Source organism: Thalassolituus sp., from assembly GCF_984348125.1.
The window spans coordinates 44898-56928 of record NZ_CFHJLR010000004.1 but is presented as its reverse complement, the minus strand read 5'-3'; the positions used below and the strand labels follow the sequence as shown (position 1 = coordinate 56928).

10 protein-coding genes are annotated in these 12031 nt (G+C 51.5%); 3 read left to right on the top strand and 7 right to left on the bottom strand.

Annotation, left to right across the window (positions count from 1 at the left end; translation table 11 throughout):
- Positions 1 to 244: 244 nt before the first annotated feature.
- From asd to leuC, 4 genes are all read right to left on the bottom strand, one after another.
- On the bottom strand, positions 245 to 1366 hold the full coding sequence (gene asd, locus AC5E51_RS04045; protein ID WP_301376774.1) for an aspartate-semialdehyde dehydrogenase: 1122 nt from the start codon (positions 1364 to 1366) through the stop codon (positions 245 to 247).
- Between the two features lie 4 nt (positions 1367 to 1370).
- Positions 1371 to 2456 (bottom strand): 3-isopropylmalate dehydrogenase, encoded by a 1086-nt coding sequence (gene leuB / locus AC5E51_RS04040; RefSeq protein WP_491778156.1) that lies wholly within the window; start codon positions 2454 to 2456, stop codon positions 1371 to 1373.
- A 452-nt stretch (positions 2457 to 2908) separates the two neighbouring features.
- Complete coding sequence (gene leuD, locus AC5E51_RS04035) at positions 2909 to 3547, bottom strand: 3-isopropylmalate dehydratase small subunit (protein ID WP_068441740.1); 639 nt, start codon at positions 3545 to 3547, stop codon at positions 2909 to 2911.
- A 14-nt stretch (positions 3548 to 3561) separates the two neighbouring features.
- Positions 3562 to 4980 carry a 3-isopropylmalate dehydratase large subunit gene (gene leuC, locus AC5E51_RS04030; protein ID WP_491778155.1) on the bottom strand — a complete coding sequence of 473 codons (1419 nt, stop codon included), beginning with the start codon at positions 4978 to 4980 and terminating at the stop codon, positions 3562 to 3564.
- Positions 4981 to 5136: 156 nt separating this feature from the next.
- On the opposite strand from leuC, the gene AC5E51_RS04025 reads away from it, so the two are divergent.
- The 3 genes from AC5E51_RS04025 (at position 5137) to AC5E51_RS04015 (ending at position 7607) form a co-directional block, all read left to right on the top strand.
- On the top strand, positions 5137 to 6015 hold the full coding sequence (locus tag AC5E51_RS04025; protein ID WP_068441738.1) for a LysR family transcriptional regulator: 879 nt from the start codon (positions 5137 to 5139) through the stop codon (positions 6013 to 6015).
- A 150-nt stretch (positions 6016 to 6165) separates the two neighbouring features.
- Positions 6166 to 7092, top strand: a complete 927-nt coding sequence (gene uspE, locus AC5E51_RS04020) for a universal stress protein UspE (protein WP_491778154.1) — start codon at positions 6166 to 6168, stop codon at positions 7090 to 7092.
- Between the two features lie 35 nt (positions 7093 to 7127).
- Entirely contained in the window at positions 7128 to 7607 is a 480-nt protein-coding gene (locus AC5E51_RS04015) for a flavodoxin family protein (protein WP_491778153.1), read from the top strand.
- Positions 7608 to 7721: 114 nt separating this feature from the next.
- Here AC5E51_RS04015 and AC5E51_RS04010 read toward each other — a convergent pair whose 3' ends face one another.
- The 3 genes from AC5E51_RS04010 to sucC all read right to left on the bottom strand — a co-directional run bounded on the left by AC5E51_RS04010 (position 7722) and on the right by sucC (position 11798).
- The gene (locus AC5E51_RS04010) at positions 7722 to 9611 is read right to left on the bottom strand and encodes a propionyl-CoA synthetase (RefSeq protein WP_491778152.1); all 1890 of its coding nucleotides are present in this window, start codon (positions 9609 to 9611) and stop codon (positions 7722 to 7724) included.
- Between the two features lie 148 nt (positions 9612 to 9759).
- Positions 9760 to 10632, bottom strand: coding sequence for a succinate--CoA ligase subunit alpha (gene sucD, locus AC5E51_RS04005; protein ID WP_068436618.1), 873 nt, complete (start codon positions 10630 to 10632; stop codon positions 9760 to 9762).
- Positions 10632 to 11798, bottom strand: a complete 1167-nt coding sequence (gene sucC, locus AC5E51_RS04000; RefSeq protein ID WP_297533279.1) for an ADP-forming succinate--CoA ligase subunit beta — start codon at positions 11796 to 11798, stop codon at positions 10632 to 10634. The genes sucD and sucC overlap by 1 nt, the downstream gene beginning before the upstream one ends.
- Between the last annotated feature and the right edge of the window lie 233 nt (positions 11799 to 12031).

Genomic DNA, 12031 nt, shown 5'->3' with positions numbered 1-12031 from the left:
GCTTCCTTGTTGTCGTTCGCGACGATGTATCGCAGGTTTTCGAAAAACCGCTTTCTTTTTAGATGATCCTGACCCAGCTTACTTATAGATTCCGTTCATAAGCGATTCGTAGTATCAAATATAAAGAGAGCTAACGCAATATTTTGCCCGGTTTGCGGGGGATAAAAGCGTGACGTATGAAACACTTAGAGCATTTTTCTATCAGCCACCATGAAAAAAGCGGGGCAAATGCCCCGCTTTCTCATCACTGATTCAACAAAATGCGCAACATTCTGCGAAGTGGCTCAGCTGCGCCCCAAAGGAGCTGATCGCCGACGGTAAACGCAGAAATGTATTCCGGCCCCATATTCAGCTTACGAATACGGCCTACCGGGATACTCAATGTGCCAGTCACTTTTGCCGGAGTAAGTTCCGTCATGCTGGCATCACGATCATTCGGAATCACTTTCACCCAGTCATTATGACCGGCAAGAATCTCTTCGATTTCACTGACCGGAATGTCTTTCTTCAGCTTCAGTGTCATCGCCTGGCTGTGACAGCGCATCGCACCCACACGAACACACAGACCATCGACAGGAACCTGATCATCGCTGCGGCCCATGATCTTATTTGCTTCGACCTGGGCTTTCCATTCTTCGCGGCTCTGGCCAGATTCCAGCTGAGAGTCGATATAAGGGATCAGGCTGCCCGCCAGGGGCACACCAAACTGCTCTGTTGGCAATGCATCGCTACGGATGAAGTCAGCAACCTGACGGTCGATTTCAAGAATCGCGCTGGCAGGGTCATCAAGCTTATCTTTAACTTCGTCGCGAATCGCACCCATCTGGGAAATCAGTTCACGCATGTGGCGTGCACCTGAACCAGACGCTGCCTGATAAGTCTGAGGAGCAACCCACTCCACCAGATCTTTCTCGAACAGACCGCCCAATGCGAGCAGCATCAGGCTGACAGTACAGTTACCGCCAACGTAGGTTTTAACACCTGACTCAATGCCTTTTTCGATCACATCTTTGTTCACTGGGTCGAGCACGATGATGGCGCTATCATCCATACGCAGCGAGGACGCAGCATCAATCCAGTAACCGTTCCAACCTGATTCACGCAGCTTACCGTACACTTCTTTGGTGTAATCACCGCCCTGACAGGTCAGGATCACGTCCTGTGCTTTCAGCGCGTCGATATCGAATGCATCTTCGAGCGTGCCGCAATCTTTACCTGCAAAGTCCGGAGCAGGCTTACCTTTTTGGGATGTGGTAAAAAATACCGGGTTAATCTGATCGAAGTCTTTCTCTTCCTGCATGCGCTGCATCAGGACAGAGCCGACCATTCCGCGCCAGCCGACCAGGCCAACATTCAACTGTGACATGTAATTAAACCTCCTGCAGGGCGGCTACAACCGCTTCGCCCATTTCAACGGTGGAAACTTTCTGCGTACCTTCAGAGAAGATGTCGCCAGTACGCAGACCTTTATCGAGCACGTTGCTTACCGCCTGCTCAATCGCATCAGCAGCAGTACCTTCACCCAATGAATAACGCAACATCATCGCAGCTGACAGGATGGTTGCCAATGGGTTAGCGATGCCCTGACCAGCAATGTCTGGTGCAGAACCGTGGCATGGCTCGTACATGCCTTTATTGTCTTTATCCAGAGAGGCGGAAGGCAGCATGCCGATAGAACCAGTCAGCATTGCAGCTGCATCTGACAGGATGTCACCGAACATGTTCCCGGTAACCATCACGTCGAACTGCTTAGGTGCACGTACCAGCTGCATCGCCGCGTTATCAACATACATGTGTGACAGTTCAACTTCTGGGTATTCTTTGCCCACTTCTTCCAGAATTTCGCGCCACAGCACGGTCACTTCCAGAACGTTCGCTTTGTCGACTGAGCACAGCTTTTTGTTACGCTTCATTGCCGACTGGAAAGCTACGTGAGCAATACGCTTAATTTCAGACTCGCTGTAAACGTAGGTGTTGTAGCCTTCGCGCTCGCCGTTTTCCAGAGTACGGATGCCACGTGGTTTACCGAAGTAAATACCACCGGTCAGTTCACGTACGATCAGAATATCCAGACCAGACACCACTTCAGGCTTCAGTGAAGACGCGTCCGCCAGCTGTGGGTAAAGAATTGCAGGACGCAGATTACCGAACAATTCCAGACCAGAGCGCAGACCCAGCAGACCTTTCTCAGGACGCAGTTCGCGATCTTCCAGGTTATCCCACTTAGGACCACCCACTGCGCCCAGCAGAATTGCGTCTGCTGCGCGAGCTTTGTCCATGGTTTCTTCTGGCAGTGGCGTACCGTGTACGTCGTAGGCAGAACCACCGACCAGGCCGTCCACCAGCTCCAGACCGAGATTGAATTTTTCGTTCGCTACGTTCAGAACCTTAACGGCTTCTGCAACGATTTCCGGGCCAATACCATCGCCTGGCAGAATCAGTACGTTTTTGCTCATTTCTATTTCCTGTATGCACGCCGACCTTCTGGTCTGACGTGATAATTTTGTTAACCCGGGTTGTCACTGGGGCTTTTAATCCAGCTCGCCGTAAACCCATCCATGGGGGCTCCCTTGTGCTCTCCGACCACCATGGATGGTGGAAGTGCCGGGATCTGTATGGAACAGATCTGGCCATGGCACAAAGGGCTGGCTTAAAAGCCCCAGCAACACCCCTTAAATATTCCTAGCCGCAAGAGCTGTTGTTTCGATACACATACTCGTCGGCTTCTACAGTTAGAGTGAGTCGCATATCCGCTCGGGGACTGTGTGCCGTAAGGCCGAATCTGTTCCCGACAGATTTCGGCATTTCCTCCATCCCTGGAGGTCAGACGCGGCATCCGAGCCTACAGGGACGTATTCACGGCGAGTCCCGGAGTGGAAATCGAATCACTCTTTTAGCGGCAGCTCCCCTACGCAAACAACCAAGGAGAGCTTGCGCGACGCTTCTCCTCGTACGCTTTAATTTCGTCAGCGTCCTGCAACGTCAGGCCGATATCGTCCAGACCATTCAGTAAACAGTGACGACGGAAATCATCCACTTCAAAAGCGATCTCTTCACCTGAAGGCGTCACCACCTTCTTGTTCTCCAGATCGACCGTCAGCTGATAACCTTCGCTTGCTTCAGTCTCTTTAAACAGACGATCAACCGTCTCTTCATCCAGAACAATCGGCAACAGGCCATTCTTAAAGCTGTTGTTGTAAAAAATGTCCGCATAGCTTGGCGCAATAATCGCGCGGAAACCGAAGTCTTCCAGCGCCCAGGGTGCGTGCTCACGGCTTGAACCACAACCGAAATTTTCACGCGCCAGCAGAACGGATGCACCGGCATAACGAGGCTGGTTCAGTACGAAATCAGGATTCAGCGGACGACCACTATTATCCGCATCCGGCTGCCCCTCATCCAGATAACGCAGTTCATCGAACAGGTTCGGACCGAAGCCAGAACGTTTGATCGACTTCAGAAACTGCTTAGGAATGATCATATCGGTATCGATGTTGGCGCGGTCCATAGGAGCGACAACACCCTGATGTACAGTAAATGCTTTCATCTCAGGTTCTCCTATTAAAATTCACGCACGTCGACAAAGTGACCAGCAATCGCAGCTGCTGCAGCCATCGCCGGGCTCACCAGATGCGTGCGGCCACCGTAGCCCTGACGACCTTCGAAGTTACGGTTAGAGGTAGAAGCACAATGCTCACCGCTGCCCAGTTTATCGGCGTTCATCGCCAGACACATAGAGCAGCCTGGCTCACGCCATTCGAAACCAGCTTCAACGAAAATCTTATCCAGACCTTCTTTCTCTGCCTGCTCTTTCACCAGACCAGAACCCGGTACGACTAAAGCCTGAATCAGGCTATCCGCCACTTTACGGCCTTTAGCTACTTCAGCGGCGGCACGCAGATCTTCAATACGGGAGTTGGTGCAAGAACCGATGAATACACGATCCAGCTTAATGTCCGTAATTTTCTGCCCCGGCTTTAAGCCCATGTACTCATAAGCACGAGTAAAGCCTGAACGCTCCACATCGTCTTCAGCGTCTTCAAGCGTTGGAACCGTGCCATCGACAGTAGTCACCATCTCTGGAGAGGTACCCCAGGTCACCTGAGGCTTGATATCTTCTGCGCGGATTTCCACCACTTTGTCAAATTCAGCATCGTCGTCTGACTTCAGATCAGACCAGGCCTCCAGTGCCTGTTCCCAGAGCTCGCCTTTTGGTGCAAACGGACGACCTTTCACGTATTCCGCGGTGATGTCATCGAACGCTACCATACCCACACGGGCACCGGCTTCGATGGCCATGTTACACATGGTCATACGGCCTTCCATGCTCATAGAGCGGATAGCAGAACCACCGAATTCCATGGCACAACCGTTACCACCAGCGGTACCGATCACACCAATCACATGCAGAACCACGTCTTTACCAGTGATGCCTTTGCCCAGCTCACCGTCGACCTTAATCAGCAGGTTTTTCATTTTTCGCTGAATCAGGCACTGAGTGGCCAGAACGTGCTCAACTTCTGACGTGCCAATACCATGCGCGAGTGCAGCGAACGCGCCGTGGGTTGCCGTATGGGAGTCACCGCACACAACCGTCATGCCCGGCAGTGTCGCGCCCTGCTCAGGACCAACGACGTGCACGATGCCCTGACGCTTGTCGGCCATTTTGAATTCGTTAATACCGAAGTGATCGCAGTTGTCATCTAAGGTTTTCACCTGAATGCGCGATACCGGGTCCTGAATACCTTCGATACCTGATTTACGCTCAAGTACGGTGGTCGGAACGTTATGGTCAGGTGTCGCCAGGTTAGCGTCTAAGCGCCATGGCTTGCGACCTGCAATACGCAGACCTTCAAACGCCTGTGGAGACGTCACTTCGTGCAGAAGCTGACGATCGATGTATATCAACGCTGTGCCATCTTCACGGATTTTCACCACGTGCTGATCCCAGAGTTTGTCGTAAAGAGTCTTGCCGGCCATGCTCGGTACTCCCATATCTTTAGTTAGGTTCTCATCATTAATCACTTGCTGAATGATACCTGAGCTGATAAACAACAGAAATTCATATTTTTTCTAGTTTGAATTCCTACTGGGAATACCAGCTACTATTTAGTATCAGCTCTTCCGGGGTGTGACATGGATACACAATCGTTAAAGGCGTTTATAGCAGTCGCTGAGCAAAAGTCATTTTCAGCGGCAGCAGAGTCTTTGTATCTGACGCAATCAGCGGTCAGTAAACGTATCAAGCAACTGGAAGAACAGCTAGGCACCACTCTGTTTGATCGTCACAACAGAACCATCAGCCTGACCGAGGCTGGCGAAGCCCTGCTCCCCCGAGCGCAACATATTCTGGATCTTGTCTCAGACACAGAACTTGAACTGGAGAATATTTCCGGCGATATCAGCGGCAGCCTGACCTTAGCGACCAGCCACCATATAGGCCTGCACCGACTACCGCCTGTTCTCAGAAAATTTGTACATGCTCACCCAAATGTGGATCTCGACCTGCAGTTTATGGGCTCTGAGCGTGCCTACCAGGCGGTGAGACTACGTCAGGTCGACCTCGCACTGACAACACTGGAGCAAACACCCAAAAGCGATATTGCTGCCATCCCTCTCTGGCAAGACGACATGGTGTGCGTCTGTGCAGCCAATCATCGGCTGGCTGGTATCCCTCAGGTCTCACTTCAGGATCTGTCGTCCGAGCCCGCCATACTGCCCGAGCCAGATACGATTACCTATCAGCTCATAAACAATGTCTTTGCTGCCGAAGGACTGACCTTAAAGGCACCCATGCCTACCAACTATCTCGAAACCATTAAGATGCTTGTCTCGGTCGGGATGGGCTGGTCGGTGCTGCCCTCATCAATGGTGAATGATGACGCTTTAACCGTAATCAACTGGCCGGGGACGAGTCTTCGCCGACAGCTTGGCGCCGTATTCCTGAAACATCGAACGCAAAGCAATGCAGCTACCGCACTGATGGACCTCCTGCACGCCAGTGCCGACGACTAAAGTAAGAACCTGACCGGCCAATAGGGGTCGTACCTTAAGGCGATTTACCTTGAGACTACTTACCTTGAGGCAGAGCAAGACGCTGACACCTGAAAGCGATATGCTCACTAAGAGAACGGACTACGCCATTGCGGCGCTGAGGAGAATATCATGCTCGATATCAATCACATTCTGGTAGTGCTGGATAAACACGACGAAGAGCAGCCTGGCCTGCAGCGCGCATGCTGGCTGGCGAACGCGCTTGATGCCGACCTGACATTAATCACCTCAGCCTGGGACAGCTTTAGCGACCAGGCCTCACAATTGGCAGACACGACCGCAAGTAGTGTGAAGCAAGCCCTCCTGCGTCAGGCGCAACTCTGGCTGGATTCGCTTACTGAGCTGGATAGCTGCAAAGGCCTGCGCGTAAATACAGAAGTTCATTGGCAGAAGCACCTGCACGATGCCGCCATTGAATCGGCTCGCGATACGGAGTTTGACCTGGTTATTAAGTCGACTCAGAAACACGGCCTGATCGATCGGCTGTTCTCGCACTCTGACTGGAACCTGATGCGCCACTGCCCGGCGCCTGTCATGATGGTTAAATCATCCGATGCCTGGAAGCACAACCGTATACTCGCCAGTATTGATGCCACCAGCTCAGACAAAGGGCACACTCTTATCAATGACAACATTTTGTCTTATGCAGAGCATCTGGCTGATCACTTTGATACGGACCTGCATATTGCAAACGCTTACCCTATGGTCGCTGTCGCCCTCGCCATGGTGCCTGAGGTTTCTCCACCAGAAGACATTCAGAATTACATTACTGACCAGCATAAAGAGGCAACAGCTCGCTGGGCCAAAAAGTTCAACGTCGCTGAAGATCATGTCCACGTACTTGAAGGTGATGCTGAACAAGTCGTGCCGGATGTGGCCGCAGAGATTGAAGCCGATCTCGTCGTCGTTGGCACTGTCGGTCGCGAAGGTCTGAGCGGTGTCCTGATTGGCAACACAGCAGAAGCGCTCGTCGATAAACTCAGTTGCGATGTATTAATCATTAAACCCAAAGACGGCGTTAATCCTGATATTGAATAACCCACATATCGCGTAACCCCGTAAGTCGAGAGAATATGAAATCCGCTGATAAGCAGACAAAGAACCTCCTGATTATTGCGCACTGCCCCTCTGAAAATCTGGCCCGTCTCCGTGACGGGCTTATTTCTGGCATAGAAAAAGCTGGCGTTAATCTCACATTCACCGCCAAAGCACCGTTAGATGCAGGCGTCGATGAACTCATGCACGCCGATGGGGTTGTGTTATTGACCCCTGAAAACCTGAGCTATATGTCAGGTGCAATGAAGGACTGGTTTGACCGCGTTTATTACCCGGTCCTGGACGACAAACAGGGGCTCCCCTGTATTGCCATCGTACGTGCAGGCCACGACGGCACGGGCACTGTCCGCGCCCTGCAAACCATCACAACCGGATTGCGCTGGCGCTGGGCTCAGGAACCAGTGGTGCTCAGAGGTACGTGGCAGGAAGCATGGCTGGAAGAAGTCGGTGAGATTGGTGAGGCCATCGCAACCGCTCTGTCGGAAGGTATTATTTAGCAGGATAAAAAAACGCCGACCCGAAGGCCGGCGTAGAGGGGGAGCAATCATAAAGGTTGTTTTGCAACAACCGTAAGCTCAGATACGGCATTCACGTATCAGTTCCTCAGAGTTTCATTTTCTTAAACCTTTTTTCGATAAAACCTCTTCGATTTCGACAAGACACGCCGGATCATCGATAGTTGACGGAGTTTGGTACTCCTCACTGTTAGCGATGTTGCGCAACACCTTACGCAGAATCTTCCCTGAGCGGGTTTTCGGTAGACGCTGGACAACCACAGCATGACGGAAACTGGCAACGGCACCGATGTTGTCACGCACTCGCTGAATGACTTCGGACTCCAGAGTCGCTTCATCGATTGTCACACCATCTTTTAACAGAAGAAGACCCAGGGGTTCTTCGCCTTTGAGGTCACTGGCCTGGCCAATCACAGCGCACTCCGCAATTGCATCATGACCAGCCACAACCTCCTCCATTTCACCGGTCGACAGGCGGTGGCCTGCGACATTGATGATGTCATCGGTGCGCCCCTGAACAAACAGGTAGCCATCCTTATCGATGTAACCACCATCACCCGAAACGTAGTAGCCGTCGAAGGTGCTCAGGTAACCATCCACAAAGCGGTCGTGATTGTTCCAGATCGTTGGCAGGCAGCCCGGGGGCATAGGTAATTTGATGGCAATACTGCCCTGCTCACCGGCAGGCACAGGCTTGCCGTGACCATCCAGAATTTCAACATTAAAACCAGGAGACGGACGCGTTACCGAGCCAGGCTTCGTTTCCGCAAGACCATAGCCCACGTGATTTCCCGCAATCGCCCAGCCAGTTTCCGTCTGCCACCAATGATCCACGACGGGCCGTTTCAGATGCCCAACCACCCAGTCGTAAGTGGGTGGATCAAGACGCTCACCGGCCATAAAAATGGTTGTTAATGCGCTGAGGTCGTACTGTCCAGCAAGAGCACACTCCGGGTCTTCCTTCCGTACAGCACGAAACGCCGTTGGTGCAGCAAATAAGGCCTTAACCTTATATTCAGCACACACTCGCCAGAAGGCTCCAGCGTCTGGCGTTTTCACCGGCTTACCTTCATAAAAGACCGTAGTACAGCCGGTAATCAAAGGCGCATAAACAATATACGAATGCCCAACGACCCAGCCGACATCCGAAGCCGCCCAGAAGACATCCCCCGGACCTATGTTATAGACGGAATCCATGGAATAACGCATCGCCACGGCATGGCCGCCATTATCGCGGACAACCCCTTTGGGCTTACCGGTAGTCCCTGAGGTATAAAGAACATACAGGGGATCTGTAGACAACACAGGCACACAGTCCGCCGGAGATGCCGACGCCAGCGCCTCTTGCCAATCCAGATCAAAACCAGCAGTCAGATCACAAGGATGCTGCTCTCGTTGCAGTACCAAACAGGAATCAGGTCGGTGACTCGCCATGGATAGCGCATCATTCACAATCGGTTTGTAGGGGATAATCCGGTCGACTTCTATTCCGCAGGAGGCCGTGACAAGCACTTTAGGCGTTGCATCATCAATACGGACGGCTAATTCGTTGGGCGCAAATCCACCAAACACCACCGAATGAACCGCCCCGAGACGAGCGCAAGCCAGCATAGCAATCGCGGCTTCAGGCACCATCGGCATATAGATAACAACCCGATCCCCCTTTTCTACGCCCCGGGCAGCCAGCACGCCTGCGAAAAGCGCCACTTCTTGGGTTAATTCACGATAGGTATAAGAGCGTTTGCTTCCAGTAACAGGCGAGTCGTAAATAAGTGCAGCCTGATCGCCACGGCCATTCAGAACGTGATAATCGAGTGCCAGAAAAGAAGTGTTCAATTCACCATCGGCAAACCAACGGTCTATTCCATTTTCATCCTGACTGAGTACCTTGGTTGGTTTTTTAAACCAGTGCACTTTCTCTGCCTGTGCAGACCAGAACGCCTTTGGATTGTCGCGAGCCTCGCGGTAATCGGTTTCATACATCATTAGCCACCTCCAGGTATTCATTCAGAATACGAAAGTCGACTAACAGCGCCTATTCGACTTAGGGATAGAATCGCGGTTGCTCTTAAAATAAAAAAGCCCGCGACTGAAACAGTGGCGGGCTTTTATATTGTCTGACTTCAGCTAAGACTTACCAGCCAGTCAGTTCCTTCAGTGTCTTACCGATATCAGCAAGGCTCTTACAGGTTGCTACACCAGCATCATTGAGCGCCGCGAATTTCTCGTCTGCTGTGCCTTTGCCGCCCGAGATAATCGCGCCGGCATGGCCCATACGCTTACCTGGAGGTGCAGTCACACCTGCAATGTAAGAAACCACAGGTTTAGTCACGTTCTCTTTGATGAAGGCTGCTGCTTCTTCTTCGGCAGTACCACCAATTTCACCAATCATTACGATGGCTTCAGTGGCAGGGTCTTCCTGGAACATTTTCAGGATATCAATGAAGTTAGAGCCCGGAATCGGGTCACCACCGATACCAACACAAGTCGACTGGCCGAAACCTTCGTCAGTGGTTTGCTTAACCGCTTCGTAAGTCAGGGTACCCGAGCGGGATACAATACCCACTTTGCCTGGCAGGTGAATATGACCAGGCATAATACCGATCTTACATTCTCCCGGAGTAATAACCCCTGGGCAGTTCGGACCGATCAGCTGCACACCAAGCTCATCGCACTTAACTTTTGCATCCAGCATATCCAGAGTAGGAATGCCTTCAGTAATACAAACGATCAGTTTGATACCGGCATTTGCCGCCTCAAGGATTGAGTCCTTACAGAACGGCGCAGGTACATAAATCACAGATGCCTCAGCCCCTGTAGCGTCAACGGCTTCAGCGACAGTATTAAACACTGGAAGGCCAAGGTGCTCAGTGCCACCTTTACCCGGTGTAACACCGCCAACCATCTTTGTGCCGTACTCAATGGCCTGCTCAGAATGGAAGGTACCTTGAGAGCCAGTGAAGCCCTGACAAATAACCTTGGTATCTTTATTAATTAAAATACTCATTATTTGCCCCCCGCAGCTTTAACCGCTTGCTCCGCAGCATCCGCAAGGCTGGTTGCTGCAATAATATTTAAACCACTTTCAGCCAGAACTTTAGAACCAAGTTCCGCATTGTTACCTTCGAGACGTACAACCACCGGCACTTTCACACCGACTTCTTTTACCGCCCCGATTACGCCTTCAGCGATCATGTCGCAGCGTACAATACCGCCGAAAATATTAATCAGAACGGCGCTGACATTTTCGTCGGAGAGAATAATTTTGAATGCTTCAACAACACGCTCTTTCGTCGCGCCGCCGCCCACATCCAGGAAGTTCGCAGGCTGGCCACCGTGCAACTTAACGATGTCCATGGTACCCATCGCCAGACCTGCACCATTCACCATACAACCAATGTTGCCATCAAGGGCGACATAGTTAAGTTCGAATTTCGCTGCGTGTGCTTCACGCTCATCTTCCTGAGAAGGATCGTGCATTTCCTGCAGATCTTTGTGGCGATACACAGCATTGCTATCGATGTTAATTTTCGCGTCGAGGCAGTGGAGATCGCCCTCATTGGTAACTACCAGAGGGTTAATTTCCAGCAATGCCAGATCTTTTTCGTGGAATAATTTAGACAGACCAAGGAAGATTTTTACAAATTGCCCTACTTGTTTTCCTTCAAGACCCAATTTAAAGGCCAGATCCCGGCCTTGGTACGGCTGCGCGCCTACTAAGGGATCAATCTCGGCTTTCAGGATTTTTTCAGGTGTTTCGTGTGCGACTTTCTCAATCTCCACACCACCTTCGGTCGATGCCATGAACACAACACGACGGGAAGAACGATCAACAACGGCACCGAGGTAGAGTTCCTGATCAATATCTGTGCAGGATTCAACCAGAATGCGAGAAACCGGCTGGCCGTTTTCATCTGTCTGATAGGTCACCAGGTTTTTACCCAGCCACTGATTAGCAAAATCGCTGATCTCTTCTTTTGAGCTGACCAGTTTCACACCACCGGCCTTACCGCGACCACCCGCATGTACCTGTGCTTTTACGACCCAACGGTCGCCACCGATTGTGTCGGCTGCTGCAGCTGCCTCTTCCGCTGTTTTTGCCGCCACTCCTTTTGAGACTGGCAGGCCGTACTGAGCGAACAGCTGCTTACCCTGATATTCGTGTAGGTTCATCGCTTTGTCCTGTTCTTACAATTTAACGTTCAGGTCTTGTCTGACGGAGACACATTGTATGGGTTCCGCCATTTCAGAAACTTGTGTGGAAAAGATAGTCCTGATTTTCTGATTAGAGAAATAAGGGGCCAATCCACCGTCGCTGTTACAGTTTAGACAGGTTGTAATAAAGCCACAAAAAAAAAGCCCGGTAAACCGGGCTTTAGTATTATGTCCTGCACACTGTGGTGCAT

Excerpts from the sequence above, each read along its gene's own strand:
- asd (WP_301376774.1), bottom strand. The coding sequence starts at position 1,366 with ATGTCACAGTTGAATGTTGGCCTGGTCGGCTGGCGCGGAATGGTCGGC.
- leuB (WP_491778156.1), bottom strand. The coding sequence starts at position 2,456 with ATGAGCAAAAACGTACTGATTCTGCCAGGCGATGGTATTGGCCCGGAA.
- leuD (WP_068441740.1), bottom strand. The coding sequence starts at position 3,547 with ATGAAAGCATTTACTGTACATCAGGGTGTTGTCGCTCCTATGGACCGC.
- leuC (WP_491778155.1), bottom strand. The coding sequence starts at position 4,980 with ATGGCCGGCAAGACTCTTTACGACAAACTCTGGGATCAGCACGTGGTG.
- AC5E51_RS04025 (WP_068441738.1), top strand. The coding sequence starts at position 5,137 with ATGGATACACAATCGTTAAAGGCGTTTATAGCAGTCGCTGAGCAAAAG.
- uspE (WP_491778154.1), top strand. The coding sequence starts at position 6,166 with ATGCTCGATATCAATCACATTCTGGTAGTGCTGGATAAACACGACGAA.
- AC5E51_RS04015 (WP_491778153.1), top strand. The coding sequence starts at position 7,128 with ATGAAATCCGCTGATAAGCAGACAAAGAACCTCCTGATTATTGCGCAC.
- AC5E51_RS04010 (WP_491778152.1), bottom strand. The coding sequence starts at position 9,611 with ATGATGTATGAAACCGATTACCGCGAGGCTCGCGACAATCCAAAGGCG.
- sucD (WP_068436618.1), bottom strand. The coding sequence starts at position 10,632 with ATGAGTATTTTAATTAATAAAGATACCAAGGTTATTTGTCAGGGCTTC.
- sucC (WP_297533279.1), bottom strand. The coding sequence starts at position 11,798 with ATGAACCTACACGAATATCAGGGTAAGCAGCTGTTCGCTCAGTACGGC.